Source organism: Paraburkholderia youngii (assembly GCF_013366925.1).
Lineage (GTDB): Bacteria > Pseudomonadota > Gammaproteobacteria > Burkholderiales > Burkholderiaceae > Paraburkholderia > Paraburkholderia youngii.
In genome coordinates, this window is the sequence record NZ_JAALDK010000002.1 from 524,861 (window position 1) to 540,102 (window position 15,242).

Annotated in this window: 16 protein-coding genes; 8 read left to right on the top strand and 8 right to left on the bottom strand. The window is 59.7% G+C overall.

Annotated elements, in window-relative coordinates; genetic code table 11:
* The first annotated feature begins 63 nt into the window (after positions 1–63).
* Both G5S42_RS33715 and G5S42_RS33720 read left to right on the top strand, forming a co-directional pair.
* A complete protein-coding gene (locus G5S42_RS33715; protein WP_176111094.1) occupies positions 64–681 on the top strand; it encodes a TetR/AcrR family transcriptional regulator in 618 nt (205 codons plus the stop codon).
* Between the two features lie 1,009 nt (positions 682–1,690).
* Positions 1,691–2,188 carry a YciE/YciF ferroxidase family protein gene (locus G5S42_RS33720; RefSeq protein ID WP_176111095.1) on the top strand — a complete coding sequence of 166 codons (498 nt, stop codon included), beginning with the start codon at positions 1,691–1,693 and terminating at the stop codon, positions 2,186–2,188.
* 498 nt (positions 2,189–2,686) lie between these two features.
* Here the strand turns inward: G5S42_RS33720 and G5S42_RS33725 are convergent, their stop codons facing one another.
* From G5S42_RS33725 to G5S42_RS33735, 3 genes are all read right to left on the bottom strand, one after another.
* Positions 2,687–3,247 carry an Hsp20/alpha crystallin family protein gene (locus tag G5S42_RS33725; protein WP_176111096.1) on the bottom strand — a complete coding sequence of 187 codons (561 nt, stop codon included), beginning with the start codon at positions 3,245–3,247 and terminating at the stop codon, positions 2,687–2,689.
* A gap of 137 nt (positions 3,248–3,384) precedes the next feature.
* The gene (locus tag G5S42_RS33730; RefSeq protein WP_176111097.1) at positions 3,385–3,792 is read right to left on the bottom strand and encodes an Hsp20/alpha crystallin family protein; all 408 of its coding nucleotides are present in this window, start codon (positions 3,790–3,792) and stop codon (positions 3,385–3,387) included.
* 27 nt (positions 3,793–3,819) lie between these two features.
* Positions 3,820–4,263: an Hsp20/alpha crystallin family protein gene (locus G5S42_RS33735; RefSeq protein WP_176110730.1), complete on the bottom strand. Its 444-nt coding sequence runs from the start codon at positions 4,261–4,263 to the stop codon at positions 3,820–3,822.
* A 477-nt stretch (positions 4,264–4,740) separates the two neighbouring features.
* Between G5S42_RS33735 and G5S42_RS33740 the strand changes: the two genes are divergently transcribed.
* From G5S42_RS33740 to G5S42_RS33750, 3 genes are all read left to right on the top strand, one after another.
* Positions 4,741–5,319 (top strand): NRAMP family divalent metal cation transporter, encoded by a 579-nt coding sequence (locus tag G5S42_RS33740; RefSeq protein WP_246392258.1) that lies wholly within the window; start codon positions 4,741–4,743, stop codon positions 5,317–5,319.
* A gap of 108 nt (positions 5,320–5,427) precedes the next feature.
* Entirely contained in the window at positions 5,428–5,628 is a 201-nt protein-coding gene (locus tag G5S42_RS44580) for a hypothetical protein (protein WP_246392260.1), read from the top strand.
* Between the two features lie 82 nt (positions 5,629–5,710).
* Positions 5,711–6,112: a hypothetical protein gene (locus G5S42_RS33750; RefSeq protein ID WP_176111098.1), complete on the top strand. Its 402-nt coding sequence runs from the start codon at positions 5,711–5,713 to the stop codon at positions 6,110–6,112.
* A 100-nt stretch (positions 6,113–6,212) separates the two neighbouring features.
* Here G5S42_RS33750 and ligD read toward each other — a convergent pair whose 3' ends face one another.
* Together ligD and G5S42_RS33760 are read right to left on the bottom strand one after the other, a co-directional pair.
* Positions 6,213–8,183 carry a DNA ligase D gene (gene ligD / locus G5S42_RS33755; RefSeq protein ID WP_176111099.1) on the bottom strand — a complete coding sequence of 657 codons (1,971 nt, stop codon included), beginning with the start codon at positions 8,181–8,183 and terminating at the stop codon, positions 6,213–6,215.
* Positions 8,184–8,202: 19 nt separating this feature from the next.
* Complete coding sequence (locus tag G5S42_RS33760) at positions 8,203–8,781, bottom strand: GNAT family N-acetyltransferase (RefSeq protein ID WP_176111100.1); 579 nt, start codon at positions 8,779–8,781, stop codon at positions 8,203–8,205.
* Between the two features lie 986 nt (positions 8,782–9,767).
* On the opposite strand from G5S42_RS33760, the gene G5S42_RS33765 reads away from it, so the two are divergent.
* Positions 9,768–9,929: a DUF1328 family protein gene (locus tag G5S42_RS33765; RefSeq protein ID WP_176111101.1), complete on the top strand. Its 162-nt coding sequence runs from the start codon at positions 9,768–9,770 to the stop codon at positions 9,927–9,929.
* A gap of 136 nt (positions 9,930–10,065) precedes the next feature.
* Here the strand turns inward: G5S42_RS33765 and G5S42_RS45285 are convergent, their stop codons facing one another.
* Positions 10,066–10,191 carry a hypothetical protein gene (locus G5S42_RS45285; RefSeq protein WP_281375140.1) on the bottom strand — a complete coding sequence of 42 codons (126 nt, stop codon included), beginning with the start codon at positions 10,189–10,191 and terminating at the stop codon, positions 10,066–10,068.
* A gap of 364 nt (positions 10,192–10,555) precedes the next feature.
* On the opposite strand from G5S42_RS45285, the gene G5S42_RS33770 reads away from it, so the two are divergent.
* Positions 10,556–11,290: a hypothetical protein gene (locus G5S42_RS33770; protein ID WP_176111102.1), complete on the top strand. Its 735-nt coding sequence runs from the start codon at positions 10,556–10,558 to the stop codon at positions 11,288–11,290.
* A 35-nt stretch (positions 11,291–11,325) separates the two neighbouring features.
* On the opposite strand, the gene G5S42_RS33775 is transcribed toward G5S42_RS33770, so the two are convergent.
* Both G5S42_RS33775 and G5S42_RS33780 read right to left on the bottom strand, forming a co-directional pair.
* Positions 11,326–11,628, bottom strand: coding sequence for a DUF4148 domain-containing protein (locus tag G5S42_RS33775; protein ID WP_176111103.1), 303 nt, complete (start codon positions 11,626–11,628; stop codon positions 11,326–11,328).
* A 190-nt stretch (positions 11,629–11,818) separates the two neighbouring features.
* Positions 11,819–14,104 carry an NADP-dependent malic enzyme gene (locus G5S42_RS33780; protein WP_176111104.1) on the bottom strand — a complete coding sequence of 762 codons (2,286 nt, stop codon included), beginning with the start codon at positions 14,102–14,104 and terminating at the stop codon, positions 11,819–11,821.
* A 190-nt stretch (positions 14,105–14,294) separates the two neighbouring features.
* Between G5S42_RS33780 and G5S42_RS33785 the strand changes: the two genes are divergently transcribed.
* Complete coding sequence (locus G5S42_RS33785) at positions 14,295–15,221, top strand: LysR family transcriptional regulator (protein WP_217710272.1); 927 nt, start codon at positions 14,295–14,297, stop codon at positions 15,219–15,221.
* Positions 15,222–15,242: the final 21 nt, after the last annotated feature.

The window sequence follows — 15,242 nt, forward strand, 5'->3', positions numbered from 1 at the left end:
TCCCTCCAGTCACTTGCCATCAAGAATTGGAAGCGCAGCGTTTCGTCCACACCGCCTAATCGCATGTCACGCAAACGATTGACCCGGGAAGAAACCCGCAAAGAGACCCGCAGGCGCCTGCTCGGTGCAGCGGCCTTGAGCATTGCCAGGAAGGGGTTGGCCGCCACGAGCGTAGAGGATATCGCCGCCCGGGCCGGCTATACCCGCGGTGCGTTCTACTCGAACTTCGACAGCAAAAGCGACCTGTTCGTCGAACTGCTCCGTCTCGATCACCAGAACATCCAGGAAAACTTGCGGAAGCTGTTAGAGGCCGGTTCGTCCAGCCAGGACCTGCGAAAGCAGCTCACCTTGTTATACGCGCAGCGTTATCGCGACGACAACCACTACGTCATGTGGGCCGAGGCACGCCTGCATGCCATGCGTGACGCGAAGTTCCGACAACAGATGAACGTCCTTTGGCTAGAAAAGCGCGATATGATCGCCTCCTTCATCGAGCAGTTCTGCAAGCACGTCAACATGCAAGTGCCAGGAGCCTGTGCCGCCCAGGCACTTGCCACGATCGCATTGATGGACGACGTCCTCTATTTCACCATTACCATGCCCAACGAGCTGTCGAAGACTTCAGCCGAAGCGGTTGTGAGCAACATCCTTACGAGAATGTTCACAAGTCCATCGTTCTGAGTGAACCTTGATTGGCGCAAGGTCCTTCTAGCTAGTTGATCAATCCGTACCCGACGACGCGAAAGAACAATCTACGCGTACGATGAACCAGACGTAATCGAGTTGGATTTCAGTAACCCCTCCCGCACGCTGGGTGCTAGCCAGGAAAGCATCCCGCGCAAACGTCCCCATTTTCGAGGGTGGCCGAGAATCCGCGCACGAGTGTGCGCCGTTGACCGCGTCTTTCGGACACGCATATGCGAACCGCCGAGGCACATGGACTGCTTGCGAAACATGCATCGAAGCGTAGAGGCCAAAGAGGACTATGACTGCAGCCAATGAGCGTCGGCTCGTGGAAAATCATAAGCCGCGGCGGACATGACGACGATCGAACATCGGCCCGCCGCATGGAGTGGCGAGAACGACGTGCGAGGCGACTGATGCGGGTTCCAGCGCTAATGGCTCATGGTCGAACGTATCAACCCGGTTGCGCGGTTTGCGCCGCGTAGAAGACCCACTTACTACGGAGAATGGTCGCACCTGGCAATCGGGGAGGCGTCCATATAAGTCAGAATGACCGACGTATCATGGCAGGTGACGCATCGGGAGTGGGTGATTCGTTCGTTACCCGAGAAGAGAGGCTTTCACTACCACGCTCGCGTGGAGGTTGAGCGCCGCCCTCAGGACTACGTGAACAATCGCCAGGTCTTTCACTTCACCGACATCGGCTATTTCGACACCGAAGCCCCCCGTCTATGGGTCGGTGTACTTTGCAGCCGATGCATTTGCCGGCACGGTTGCGCGGTTTTTGCGACCTCCACGGTAGACCACAGATGTTTCGGTGTTCGCGATGGTCAGGGAATGCGGCACTCTCCACCTGTGCGAAGACATACCGAGAGTCCAGCAAACGTCGCTGCGGCGAGACCATTCACGATCCACTTGCGGCAGCCGGTCTGGGTCGGTGTCGGTCGGTCTCGGGCATACTCGTTGCGCCGCTAAGGGCTCCGAACAACCTTTTAGGAGCTCACAAATGTCACAGCGAAAGACGGTCGATGATCTGTTCGTGCACATGCTTTCCGATATCTATAGCGCGGAGAAGCAACTGACGCGAGCGCTGGCGAAACTGTCCCGCGCCGCTTCCGACCCGGCGCTGAGCGACGCATTCAAGACTCATCTTGAAGAAACGCAAGGACAGGTCGAACGGATCGACAAGGTGGTGGAAACCTGCGACATCCGCCTGAAGAGAATGAAGTGCATCGCGATGGAGGGATTGATAGAAGAAGGACAGGAACTGATCGACGAGATTGAAAAAGGTCCGGTCCTGGATGCGGGCCTCGTGGCTGCCGCGCAGAAGGTCGAACACTACGAGATCGCTACCTACGGTAGTCTGTGCGCCATTGGCAAACAACTGGGTTTCACCGAAGCCGTGAAACTGCTGAAAGAGACGCTGGACGAAGAAAAGGCGACGGACCTCAAGCTTACCGAGTTTGCGGAAAGGGCCGGTAACAAGGAGGCTATGCAACAGTAAACCATGAGGACACAGCGCAGGCGTACCGATCGAATGGTCTGCCTGTGCTCGCCATCTTGTGATTTACCTTCGAGTCATGCCAATCACATTCGTCCGTGGGTCGGATGCTCCCCTTCCCCGTGGCAAGCGAACAGGTCAAAGATGCTGATCCACATGACGATTCGCGTCGCGGACAGGTCAGGCCTTCTGCTTCTATGCCTGGCGTTGCACGACAGCGATGCGCAATTTGCGGAATACGTGCTGGTGCGACGATTCGACATCGACGCGACAAGTGGAATCTGATAAGCGCAAGCTGCCGCTTTGCGTGTACCCCTCATGCGTCAAGATACTCACGGATTCGACGCGCGTGAAGAATCGCCCGCGGTTTTCAACAACGCACGGTTTTCGTAAAGCCACGCTGCTTCCCGATCGCGCACAGACCGCTACTGCTCTACCAATTGAGCTAACGGCCCGGCCAGCCAGAAAGTCACCCGCGGCCGGGCAATTCTGGCGTCGGTGCTAACCGATATCGATGGTTCGACTAGCGGACCGTGCCGGTTCCGTTTTCGGCACGGTCAATGTAAGAATGCCGTTGTCAAACTTTGCCAATGCGTGGTCCGGGTCGGCATTGTCCGGCATCGGAATTCTGCGCACGAAGCTTCCATAGGCTCGCTCCAACCGGTAGCATCCATCTTCCTCGCTGCGCACGTCCTGCTTCTTCTCGCCGCGCAGCACGATTGCCCCTTCCTCGACGCTCACGTTCAAGTCCTCGCGTCCCATCCCGGGCAGTTCTGCAGTAACGCGAAGCACCTGCCCCTCGTCGACGACGTCGATGCGCGGCTGGAAGCGCGACGAACTGAAGTCGCCAAACCATCGTTCAAACGCACCACCGCCTGCAAATGGATCACGAAAGAATTCCTCCACGGCCCGCCACGGTTCGCGAAGAGATAGTCGTGGAATATCGGGCCATGCAGCCCGCCACTCATCCGCGCGCCGACCGTCTGTGTCGTCCGCATCGGATTTGCGGGCGCCTCCGCGAAGGAACTTGAACGGGTTCCATTTTTTCGGATCAGTGTTCATCGTGTGCTCCTTTCCTATCAGCGACGAAGCGGGATTCCGGTCTCCGCGCCGCGATCGCTTCGACTCGACAGCCGAAAGGCGGTGGCCGGAGGACAGCATCCAGCTTCTTGCTACTGCTGTCCCTCCCCCGGCCGACTTCAGTCGGTACGCACCTCGATCCGGCGCGGTCGCGCTTCGTCGCGGCGCGGTATCGTCAGCTTCAATACGCCGTCCTTCAGATTGGCTTCGATTTTCGACGCATCGAAGTCGGCGCTCATCGAAAACGCCCGCGCGAAGTGAGGCTGACGGATCTCCGCATGCTGCAGACGCAGTTCCGCCGGTGTCGGCACCATCGCCTCTGCTTCGATGTACAGGTTGCCATCGTGGACCTTGACGTCCAGCCGCTCCCTGGTCACGCCCGGAAGATCCGCCCACAGCGTGATGCCGTGGCTGTCCTCGAAGATGTCTACCGGCGGTGTCAACGTGATCCGGCGTTGCGACGCATCACCGTCGCGCTGGGCCACCGCCGTTTGGTCCTTTCTGGCGAGTTCAGTCGTGTCGTTCATGATGTCCTCCGTAGTTCTGCCAGCCGCTCACTGAACGGTGATCGCCCGCGGCTTTGACGCCTCGCTTTTGCCGATGCTCACCATCAGGCATCCATTGGTGTACCGCGCGCTGACCTTGCCAGGGTCCGCGTTTTGCGGGAGCTCGACCACGCGCCGGAACGTGCCCACGAATCGCTCCTGTGCATAGGTGCGCACATCGTCGCCGCGGGTTTCCGGTTGCGAGCTCGCGCGCTCGCCGCTGATGGTCAGCAACCCCTTGTCTAGCGATACGTCGAGCGTGGCCGGATCGACTCCCGGCGCGAACGCGACGATCTCGATCGAGTCGTCGGTCGAACCGATGTTGATCTGCGGGAAGGCGCCAGCGCGGCCAGAACGGATACTGGAAGGGAAGCCGCCGAAGAGGCTCGCCATCTGCCGTTGCAGACGGTCGAACTCACTGAACAGGTCGGCTCCGAAGTAAAGGTCACTCATGATCGTTTCCTCCTTCGATGCAGCACGGAAACGAACCGGCCTACGCGCTCCAGTCCGTCTGCCGGGCTGCGGCAAACAAATCGAAACACGCAGCGCGCCGCATGGCCGGCGCGACTGCCTGAGCGGAATTTAGAATAGTATGCACGGAGAAAATTTCAAGGCGCGTAGCGCGAGTTACCGCGCATCGGCAACCTCGGGAAGTTCGGCTCACAAGCCGGGGTTTCCGGGCAGAAACGGGCATTGGCGATCGAATGGTGCGAAAGGCTTCCGCACTCCGACCCCATGCACCGGGCCCGACAGGCTCGCAATTGCAAAGGAGCGGCATTCCTTGGCACGCCGGTTGCGCACCCACGATGCCGCGCATTGCGCGCGGGCGTGGGGGTGGCGACGACACGAGGTTGTGCGCTCTCAGGCGACCGTGCGCAAGGCGCCGAGCGAAGGGCCCGACTCACCCGGTGCTCAGCGGGAGCGGGACGGATGAAAAAGCTGCTCGAGATTTCTCTCGGCATTGTGACGAGCGTTGGGGGCTTTCTGGAGATGGGGTCGCTGTCGACGGCGGCGCAGGGAGGCGCCGCGTTCCGTTTCCAGCTGGCTTGGCCGATCGTCGTCGGCACGGTATGCATCGTCTTTCTGACCGAGATGTCGGGACGATTCGCCGCGGTGAGCAGCCATACGATCGCCGACGGAATTCGTGACCGGTTTGGCATCAAATTCTTCCTTTTCCCCTTCGTCACGACGCTCATCGTCAACGCCCTGGTGCTGTCGGCGGAGATTGGAGGCGTCAGTGTATCGCTCGAACTGGCCAGCGGGGTAAGACACGAATGGTGGGCCCTGCCGGTTGCGGTGCTGGCATGGTTTGTCCTGTGGCGTAGCACGTTCGGACTGATCGAAAAAGGCATGTCGCTGCTCGGCCTCGTCAACCGGATTCCCGGGAGTCGGGTCCGTCGCTTGGGGGTCGACATCGAGGTGGACCTGGATGCGCGCGATACCCCGCTTGGCAACTGGCAGCGCTGGCTACGCGAGCACGTCGTCGAGCGCATTCCGGGATCGCGATGATGGCGCAGATCAACATCGATCTGATCGTCGGTCGGCAAGCTGACGCCAGACGGCTCATCACTAGGCCGCATCGAGGCAATCAAGCTCGTTCAAGACCACGACGCCTGGATGATCAGCGAATTTCACATCGGTCCGAGTGCCTTGGTCGAGCGGCTCGCCGTACGCTGGCTGCCAAGGCTGTTGCGTGACGTGGCGCAGCGCAAGGGGCGCTGGCGGCATCAGCGGATTTCGTGGAACCAGATCGACGTCTCCGATCCCAGACACCCGCGCCTGCTATGCGATGTAGCTGACGTTCGGGGACTGGCGTAGCCGCTGAAGATATGGACCGGAGGTCGGAACGCGGCACAGAGCGTGCTTCCCGCTTAAGCGATAGAAAAGGACGGGGCGCCAAATGGCCGAGTATCTGAGCGCAATCTTCCGCTCGTATCGCGATGCTTCTGACGCACGCCAAGCTCTCGCTGAGTCCGATTTGTGCGAGTTGGACGTGTTCGTTTTCTCACTCGCGGCTTCCCGTGGCGCCCCGAAATCGGTGTTCCCGACGCACGAAATGGATCATGCGGAATATGCTGCTCACGGGGAATGGGGGTTAATCGCCGTCAACCGGTTCATCGAGCCGCAAGCCGACTGTTTCGTAGCGAGCATAAGTGAGGACGGGCGTGCCGGCCACGCATTGCTGGTCGCGGCCGATCCGCCGCCAGCACTCCTGGTGCAGATTTGCGCCAAGCTGAAAGACTGTGGGGCGTTCGCCCTGCGGCCGCCGGGGTCCCGCTGGCGACTTTGCAACTCGCACTGAAGCCCCAAGGCCAGCCGCCCTCCTGCTCAAACACATGAGCGGTCGGCTGCGCGCACCGGTTCGCTTCAGCCAACGTGAAAAGCACCGAGCAGCGCGGCAGCTAGCGCTTCATGCCCACGGCGCGGCGCATCGCGGCAGTGATTCCCTGCCGCGTGCGCCAGTAGCCTTCCCATGGATCGAACCTCAGGGAACGCTGACGTTCGATTGCCTTGTGCATGGTCCATTCGTCGCCTCGGCCGACTCGCCGCAATTCGTCCCACGAGACCGGCATCGAAACTGCCATTCCGGAACGGGCCCTGACCGAGAAAGGGGCGACGGTGCTCGCGCCGCGGCCATTGCGAAGATAGTCGATAAAGATTCTGTTGATACGGTTTTTCGGACCGAGAACCGCCGAAAAGCGGTCTGGCACCACCCGCGACATGTGACGGGCGACCGCCTGCGCGAACTCCTTTGCTTCACTCCAGGCCTGACGTCGCGTCAACGGCACGACGACATGGAATCCTTTGCCTCCGCTGGTTTTCGGGAATGACCGCAGACCTATCTCGTCGAGTACGACCTTCAGCAGTTCGGCCGCTTCGAGCATTGCACTCCATGGCAGGTTCGGGTCGGGATCGAGGTCGAAGATGATCCTGTCGGGATGCTCGAGGTCGGGTGCTGCGGCGTTCCAACAGTGCAGTTCGACAACGCCCATCTGGGCGAGACCGATCAGCGCCTCCGGTTTGTTGGCAACTAGCAGCGGCGGATGCCTCGGATGCAATTCGGCAGGCAGTTCTTCGACGCCGGGAATCTGGAACTTTTCGCTGTGTTTCTGGAAGAACAATTCGCCCTGAATTCCGTTTGGCGCGCGAACCAACGCCAACGGCCGGTTATGCAGATGCGGCAACGCCCATTCGGATATCGCAGCGTAGTACTCGACCATGTCGCGCTTGGTGTGCCCGGTAACCTCATCCATGACCCGCTCGGGGTTGGATATCCGGATGCCGCCGATCGTCACGGCTCCTTTCGGCCCTGGACGCTGGCGAGTCGAACCCGCATCGGCCTCGACCGGTTCGTCTGACTCGACAGCGATCATCGGCTCTTCGGTGATCGAGCCCGCGGCCTTGTCTTCCCGGATCGCGTGAAAAACTGGATGTCGGACTTCGCCAGCGGGCGTCCATTCGAGAAACGAACACTCGACGACGAGCAACGGCTCCAACCAGAGGCAGTCGCGGTTTTTCTCCGGTTTGGGCGGGTTGTAGAACGCTGTTTCGCGAGCGGTGACTGTACTGGCGCGCCGCAGGAAGGCGTTCGCGGCGCGACTGGACAAGTATGGCTTGACGTTGCCCGCGTAGCGCAATGACCCATCCTGTTCGTACACGCCGAGCAGAAGGGAATGAACACCTGAGCGCGCGCCTTTGGTCCGGGTGAAGCCGCCGACCACGAACTCCTGGCGCAAATTGCATTTGAGCTTGATCCACTCGGTAGATCGTCCGGAGCGGTATGGCGCATCGCCACGCTTGCCGATGATCCCTTCGAGCTTCATGCGGCAAGCTGAAGCGACCAGCGACACCGGGTCTTTCGCGAAGTCTTCCGACAATCGCAACACATCGGCGTCCGTTTCATGCATCAATCCGCGAAGAAGCTTGCGACGGACACGCAACGGGTGTTCACGCAGATCGGTGCCGTTCAGCCAGAGGATATCGAAGACGAATAGGACTATGTCCGCAGTGCTGCGCCGGTCAAAGGCATTTTGAAGCGCATTGAAGTCGGGGCGACCCGCCGCGTCCAACACGACCACCTCGCCGTCGAGCCACACCTCCTCGACGGGCAATACCGAGAGTGCGTCGGTCAGACTGGGCATACGTGAAGTCCAATCATGTCCGTTGCGGGTAAAAATCTGGACGGTGCCACGCTCGATGCGGACCATCATCCGATAGCCGTCGAACTTGATTTCGTACGACCAGTCGCCGCCTGCCGGTGCGCGATCGACCAGCGTAGCGAGCTGTGGCTCGATCAGAACGGGGAACGCTCCGGGCTTACCCACAGGAGAATGGGCGCGACGGGTGCGCGAGGAGTTCCACCGGCTGCTCATGTGATGAGCCTATTCGGCTTCATTGGCGACGGTCAATTCGATCGGCATCGCCACGACCCCGTTCGCGCATTGATCGATCTCGGCCGCCTTGCCTGCCGGTCGGCCAATCAGCCTCTTCACCTGCTGCGGTAAGGAGCATCTTTTCGAAGCAGCATGCGTCGGACTGTTCAATATAGGACCCGTACCGTTGAACCGCCCTGAAGCCGTTGCGCTCATAAAATCGGATCGCGCGCCTGTTTACCGCGCGAGTCTCGAGGACCAGCCTTTGATAACCGGCGGCTGACGCGTTGATTTCAAGCTGCTGCAGAATCACTTTGCCGACGCCTGAATAATGCGGCCTGCTGTAGATTCGCTTGAGTTCCGCCGTGCGCGAGTCGAAATGGCAGAATGCGCCGCATCCAACCGGTTCCCCGACGAGGGTGCGGGCAACGTAAAACCTTCCATTCGACGAGTGAAAGTCGGCGAGACAAAACCTCGACTGCCCGCCATCGCCTGAAAATACCGCCAGCGTGGCGCTGAGTTCATCAAGCAGGATTTGTCCATCAAGCGAGGCAGGGTCCTCGCGCCGGACGGTTATGGCAATGCATGACTGAGTCATTGGTCCTCCGTTGACGCGCGTTCGGCTTCAGCCTGTTTTCGTTGCATCAGTGGTCATTCCTGAAACCTCATACGTCCCCGTCGGGATGCAAACATGCGACTGACAAAACGAGTGCCCGAGGAATCTGCTCATCGGACATCGCCTCGCTGTGCCTGTTTACTGCGCACCTGATGCAGCCGTGTCCGACGCGCCTTTAGCGTGTGGGCCTTTCTGTGGGAGTCGGGTTGGCGACCCCGCCGTCGAACCTTTCGACATGGAAGTCGAACCGCTGGTCGCGCCTGTGTTCGGCGCACTGATTCCCGCACCACCCTGGCCCGCTCCGTTGGCTCCTCCCGCCACGCCAGCACCAGCGCTCGTCCCACCGCCTCCCCCGCCTCCCCCGCCTCCACCGCCCTGCCCATAGGCCGCGCCGACCGACGCTAGCGCCAATGCAAGACAGACGGTTACTGTCTTCGTTGCTTTCATGATTGCCTCCCTTGAATGACCGCAAACTCGCGGCAACGCCGTTGGGGCGAATCTGCGCCATACCCGGGGGGGGGCCAGATTTCGCAAGCCGGCATTTCCCGAAGCGCAACGAATATGCCAGACACGCATCATGAGTCGCCGCGCCTCGGGTGCTGCCCAAACGCAAACTCCCATCGACGCCCGACTGGCAGTCAGCATGGCGTTCAGTGCGCATGAATAGCGGCACGCCGAGCCATTCCTCCAGCGACGCAACCTGTCGGCTGAAGGCCAAAGGAAGGTTTTTCTGGGCGTGAGACTTCGAAGCCGCCGGCCGCGATGAATGAACCGGGTGGTCATTCGTCGGACCATCCATGACTGGAAGCGCCACCCTGCGGCAATCCCGGAGTACTGCGATAGCTGGCTGATTCCGTTCGCGTGGCATTGATATGCCTGCGCCATCCGGTGAGGAACGGGAGTTGCTCCAACTAAAACGTCAAGCGTGCATATAACGCGAGCTGCCCGCGATGGGAGGAGGACACATCATGTTGTATTACGCCCTTGTATTTTTCATCATTGCGATCATTGCCGCAGCATTCGGCTTTGGCGGCATCGCTGCAGGCGCAGCCAGCATCGCAAAAATACTTTTCGTCATATTCGTTGTGATTTTCCTTATCACGCTCGTGATGGGCCTCATGCGACGGTGACACGAGACATTGCAAACGCGGGCGCCGTTATGTTGGTGCGAAACATCAAAAAACGCCCCTAACGTCAAATACGGGAGCAGCGCGAACGCGCCGACTTGCCGGGTGAGACGAGATAACCGCCGACCTCGCGGGAGGTTCACCCGGACTCGCCCTGGCGCGTTGCGACGCCGAACATCACCAGGCCAAAAGACTGCGATGCAGCCATGCCATGAGCCATGCAGAGGGTGCTGCCGATCAGCATCGGAAACAGGGCTGAGGACATGAAGTTGCCGAGCCGCTGGACGGTGACGTAGCAGCTTGAGGCCAGGCCGCGTCGCTCCCAAAGCAATCCCCGACGACGACGAGGTCGGTCGCAAACCGACGAGCAATCGAGAGGCTGCGAGTAGATGGCTGGTTTCGGTCCGGAAACAGCCCGTCGCGCCGTGTAAAACTTTGTTTGTCGAGTGCGCACACGCGCAATAGTGTTCGATGTCTTCATGGATCAGAAAGCGGGTCTAGCTCCGTCGCAGTTCTAAAGTTCATACCAGTGATGCCGATAAATGGCTTGCCGGTCCCTGATTTACAGGGATAGCCATTATTCAAAAAGGCGCTGGGCGTCGACGCTCTCAATCCACAGATACGCAATCATGAAGACCAAAGCACTTTCAAAGTTCGTGCTCGCCGCGGGTTTTGTCGTCACAACACTGCTCACCGGTTGCACTTCGCTTCCGAAAACCGACCTTGCCGCCAGCAATCGACAAAAGCTCCATACGATCGCCATGTTGGACGTCAAGGAACCGCGCGGAGAGAGCGTGGTCAACTTCGGTGGCGCTGCTGGAGCATTTGGATTGATTGGCGGATTGGTGCAAGCAGGGGTCAACGCCAATCATACGAGTACGTACACGCAGCGTGTGGCGAGCGAAAAAATCGTTTTCGCTCCCGTTGTTGACGATGGCCTTACAGCGCGACTTTCCAATGCCGGCTATCAGATCGTTGCGTTGCACGGCCAGAGCGTCAAGCTCGCAAGCGATGGCAAGTCGGACGACTTCTCAGATATCAAGACCGACGCGGATGCCATCCTGAACGTGTGGATTACTTCCTTTGGCTATGCATCCCCACCGGACACGAGCGACTTCATTCCGTGGGTCGTTATTCGTGCGCGCCTGCTCGATTCTAAGTCCAGGCAGGACATGTACTTTAAGACATTCGCTTGCGGCTGGGACATCAAGGCCAATTCGATTCATATCGAAGCAGACGCCAAATATCGTTATGGCAGTTTCGGCACGCTGACCGACCAGTTCGATCAGTCGGTGACAGGCCTCAAGGATTGCGAACAGGCGGTCGTCGCAGCAATTGGGCAGGATTTGACGAAGCCGCAGTAAGCGGTTGATAGCCGAAGACGCCGGGCCAAGTGCAATCACTGCGGCACGCACTCAGTTTGGAACCAATAGTCGACCAGGCGCTGGGCCGCTTGCAGATCATCCGGGTAGTACGGGTCGTCATTCCACGGCGACGGGTCGTAACCTGCTTTCCTCAAGGCCGCGAGTTCGTTCTGGTGCTGTGCCAAGGTCGGAGGCGCGTTGGTTTTGAGAGCCGCCAGGTCGCGGCACTCCGCCGGGCTGAGATGCCGCCCGGTATATGGCATGCCGCCGACGACACAGCCAGCGAGCAAAAGTACCGCGGCAGGAAGCGTCAATCCTGTCTTAAGCGACTTGGTCATAGTACGTGGACTTCCCTTCATTGCATGATAGTACGTCGTCGCGACTGGCGCCTCGTCGCCAGCTCGTTCCTTCATACCGCAGCAACTGGCAAAACGGCCCCGCCACCATCTGAACCGCCCTGGCATCGCGCTCACGTCGTCGAGCGCGCAGCGGCAACTGGCATTGTTCCAGAGGAACGTTGCTTTGTACTCAGTCGCGATTTGCCTGCAACACCGTGAGCGCGGCCATATTGATGATCCGACGAACCGTCGAACTGGACGTCACTATGTTGACGGGTGCATTGACGCCGAGCAGGAACGGCCCCACAGCAACATTACTTCCTGCCTCCGTCTTCAGCAGGTTATACGCAATATTTGCCGAATCGACATTCGGACAGACCAGCAGATTGGCGGCGCCCTTCAGTCGCGACGTGGGTAAAACACGCTGACGCAGCGCTTCATCCAGCGCGCAATCTCCGTGCATTTCACCGTCGATCTCGATGTCGGGTGCCTGTTCGCTGACGAGTGCCAGTACTTTGCGCATCTTCTCGCCCGATGCAGAACTGCCCGAGCCAAAATTCGAACGCGATAACAACGCAACTTTGGGCGACAGATTCAACCATGCCATTTGCGCTGCGGCCGCAATCGTGAACTCCGCAATCTGTTCAGCCGTGGGGTTGTCGTTGACGTGTGTGTCGACGAGTGCCAGCGTGCGCTTGTCGAGCAGCAGGATATTCATCGCCGCATAAGTTTGTGCGTCGTGTTTCCTGCCGATCACTTCGTCGATGAAGCGCAGATGCTTGTGATAAGCACCGACAGTCCCGCATATCATCCCGTCCGCGTCGCCCAGTCGCACCATCATGGCGCCGATCAGCGTCAGGCGGCGGCGCATTTCAACCCGCGCCATTTCCTTCGTGATCCCATCGCGGCACCGCAGTTCCCAATACGTCGTCCAGTATTGGTGAAAGCGTTCGTCGTTTTCCGGGTTCGTGACCTCGACGTCCTCGCCGAGCTTCAGCCGCAGCCCGAATTTTTCTATTCTCGATAGCAGCACTTCCGGTCGGCCGACAAGAATCGGCCGCGCCAGCTTCTCGTCGACGATCACCTGAACCGCCCTCAGAACACGTTCCTCCTCGCCCTCCGTGAAGACGATGCGCGAGTTCCCACCCTCGCGCACGAATTGCTTCGCGGCGGAGAACAACGGTTTCATGAACGCACCGGAGTGATAGACGAACTGCTGAAGCTGATCCGCGTAAGCATCGAAATCGGCAATCGGGCGCGTAGCCACGCCGTCCTCCATCGCGGCCTTTGCGACGGCGGGTGCGATGCGCACGATAAGCCGGGAATCAAACGGCTTTGGAATCAGATACTGCGGCCCGAAGGAAAGATCGTACGCACCATACGCGGCCGCGACGGAGTCGTTCGGTTCCTCTTGCGCGAGGCCGGCAATCGCGTGAACGGCGGCCACTTCCATGTTCCGCGTGATGGTGGTCGCGCCAACATCCAGCGCACCGCGGAACACATAAGGAAAGCACAGGACATTGTTGACCTGATTCGGATAGTCCGAACGGCCCGTCGCGATGACCGCGTCATCACGGGCTTCGCGCGCTTTCTCCGGAAAGATCTCCGGCGTCGGATTGGCGAGCGCGAGAATCAGCGGACGCGGCCCCATCTGCTTCACCATTTCCGCCGTCAGCACACCCCCCACCGAAAGCCCAAGGAATACGTCGGCAGCTTCGATGACATCGGACAGCACCCGCGCCGACGTGGCCTGTGCAAAGCGCGCCTTGTCGGGGTCCATCGCTGCCTTGCGTCCTTGATAGACCACACCTTCGATGTCGGTCACCCAGACGTTTTCGCGGGGCAGTCCGAGATCGACCATCAGTTCGAGACACGCGAGCGCCGCGGCCCCTGCGCCTGAAGTGACGACCTTAACCTTCGAGATATCCTTGCCCACCACTTTCAGACCGTTGAGAAACGCGGCGGACACGGTGATCGCAGTACCGTGCTGGTCGTCATGGAAAACGGGAATCTTCATACGGTCGCGCAGCTTTTGCTCGACGATAAAGCAATCGGGCGCCTTGATGTCCTCCAGATTGATGCCACCAAATGTCGCCTCGAGGCTCGCGATGATATCCACGAGCCTGTTGGGATCGCTCTCGGTAATTTCGATGTCGAAGACGTCAATGCCCGCGAACTTCTTGAACAGCACCGCCTTGCCCTCCATCACCGGCTTGGACGCAAGCGCACCGATATTGCCGAGACCCAGCACCGCCGAGCCGTTCGTGATCACGCCGACCAGGTTTCCTCGGCTCGTGTAGCGGAACGACTCGCGCGGGTCCGCCGCGATTTCCTCGCATGCGACCGCCACGCCCGGCGTATAGGCGAGTGCGAGATCGCGCTGCGTGACGAGCGGTTTGCTTGCGCTCACCGATATCTTCCCCCGCGTAGGAAACTCGTGATACTGCAGGGCTGCCTCGCGTTCGGTCCTGTCCATATGTGCCGTGCTCCTATGTGTACGCCGGGCCCATCCCGGCTGATCGTCATGGAACGCATTCTAGGAACGAGGCATGCGGGGTTTATTTTGTTTTATTATCGGGGCATCACCTTTTGGTTATGTCTGGATTCCCACGATCGTGTCATTCAACACGGACGAAGTGATAAGGCGCTTGAGCGCACGCCTGAAAATGCGCCATCTCATGTTGCTGCTGCAAATACGGCAACATGGCTCTCTAACACGCGTAGCCGAGCACATGGCGAGCAGTCAGCCGGCCATCACGAATGCCCTCGCTGAACTGGAGGATATGTTCGGCGGCTCGCTGTTCGAGCGTTCGTCGCGCGGCATGATTCCGACGGCGCTCGGCACGACCGTCCTCGCACGCGCCGAGTCGATGCTGCACGATCTCGACCACCTCGCATCCGATGTCGGTGCGCTGATCTCCGGTCACGCAACGCGGTTTCACATTGGCGTGATTTCCTTCATTTCAGGAAAGACTCTGGCGTCGGCAATCCGTCATACGCAGTCGCAGATTTCGCAGCGGCTCACGTTTTCCATCCACGAAGGCACGAGCGAAGGGCTAATGTCCCAATTGCGCGACCATACCCTCGACATCGTGATCGGACGGGCATCGTCGAGCGTCGATCTCGACGACCTTCATTTCGAAGTAATTCATCAGCAAAAACCCCGTCTGATCGCGTCCCGACGCCTCGCTGCCAGACTCTCGCGCAGCGCAATGAACTGGCGAAAACTCGCCGAACTCGACTGGATTCTCGGTGCATCGCAAACCCCGATGCGCGACCAGATATCCGATCTGTTCCTGCACGCCGGCGTTACACCGCCCTTTCCCGTTGTCGAAAGCCTTTCGCCGCGGCTGATTGGCGAGACGGTCGCATTGAACGAGAACGCGGTGTCCATCATGCCGGCAGACATCGCGGAAGAACTGGTACGGATTGCGGGTGTGGCGATTGTCCCCTATGCGTTCGACTGGACCTTGCCACCCGTTGCGCTGTTCACCCGCCCGGGTATTTCGCGCGAGATAGATACGATTTTCGCCGCATCATTGCGTGCGCAATACCAGACCAAGGTAGTGAGCGATCCAGCGTCGCTCGGGTAGCGTTGGTCGCAAGGCGCTGCT

Coding starts and splice junctions, on each gene's coding strand:
- G5S42_RS33780 (WP_176111104.1), bottom strand. CDS start 14,104: ATGGACAGGACCGAACGCGAGGCAGCCCTGCAGTATCACGAGTTTCCT.
- ligD (WP_176111099.1), bottom strand. CDS start 8,183: ATGAGCAGCCGGTGGAACTCCTCGCGCACCCGTCGCGCCCATTCTCCT.
- G5S42_RS45285 (WP_281375140.1), bottom strand. CDS start 10,191: ATGTCCTCAGCCCTGTTTCCGATGCTGATCGGCAGCACCCTCTGCATG.
- G5S42_RS33730 (WP_176111097.1), bottom strand. CDS start 3,792: ATGAACGACACGACTGAACTCGCCAGAAAGGACCAAACGGCGGTGGCC.
- G5S42_RS33750 (WP_176111098.1), top strand. CDS start 5,711: ATGGCCGAGTATCTGAGCGCAATCTTCCGCTCGTATCGCGATGCTTCT.
- G5S42_RS33735 (WP_176110730.1), bottom strand. CDS start 4,263: ATGAGTGACCTTTACTTCGGAGCCGACCTGTTCAGTGAGTTCGACCGT.
- G5S42_RS33775 (WP_176111103.1), bottom strand. CDS start 11,628: ATGACCAAGTCGCTTAAGACAGGATTGACGCTTCCTGCCGCGGTACTT.
- G5S42_RS33785 (WP_217710272.1), top strand. CDS start 14,295: ATGCGCCATCTCATGTTGCTGCTGCAAATACGGCAACATGGCTCTCTA.
- G5S42_RS33715 (WP_176111094.1), top strand. CDS start 64: ATGTCACGCAAACGATTGACCCGGGAAGAAACCCGCAAAGAGACCCGC.
- G5S42_RS33720 (WP_176111095.1), top strand. CDS start 1,691: ATGTCACAGCGAAAGACGGTCGATGATCTGTTCGTGCACATGCTTTCC.
- G5S42_RS33770 (WP_176111102.1), top strand. CDS start 10,556: ATGAAGACCAAAGCACTTTCAAAGTTCGTGCTCGCCGCGGGTTTTGTC.
- G5S42_RS33725 (WP_176111096.1), bottom strand. CDS start 3,247: ATGAACACTGATCCGAAAAAATGGAACCCGTTCAAGTTCCTTCGCGGA.
- G5S42_RS33765 (WP_176111101.1), top strand. CDS start 9,768: ATGTTGTATTACGCCCTTGTATTTTTCATCATTGCGATCATTGCCGCA.
- G5S42_RS44580 (WP_246392260.1), top strand. CDS start 5,428: ATGATCAGCGAATTTCACATCGGTCCGAGTGCCTTGGTCGAGCGGCTC.
- G5S42_RS33760 (WP_176111100.1), bottom strand. CDS start 8,781: ATGACTCAGTCATGCATTGCCATAACCGTCCGGCGCGAGGACCCTGCC.
- G5S42_RS33740 (WP_246392258.1), top strand. CDS start 4,741: ATGAAAAAGCTGCTCGAGATTTCTCTCGGCATTGTGACGAGCGTTGGG.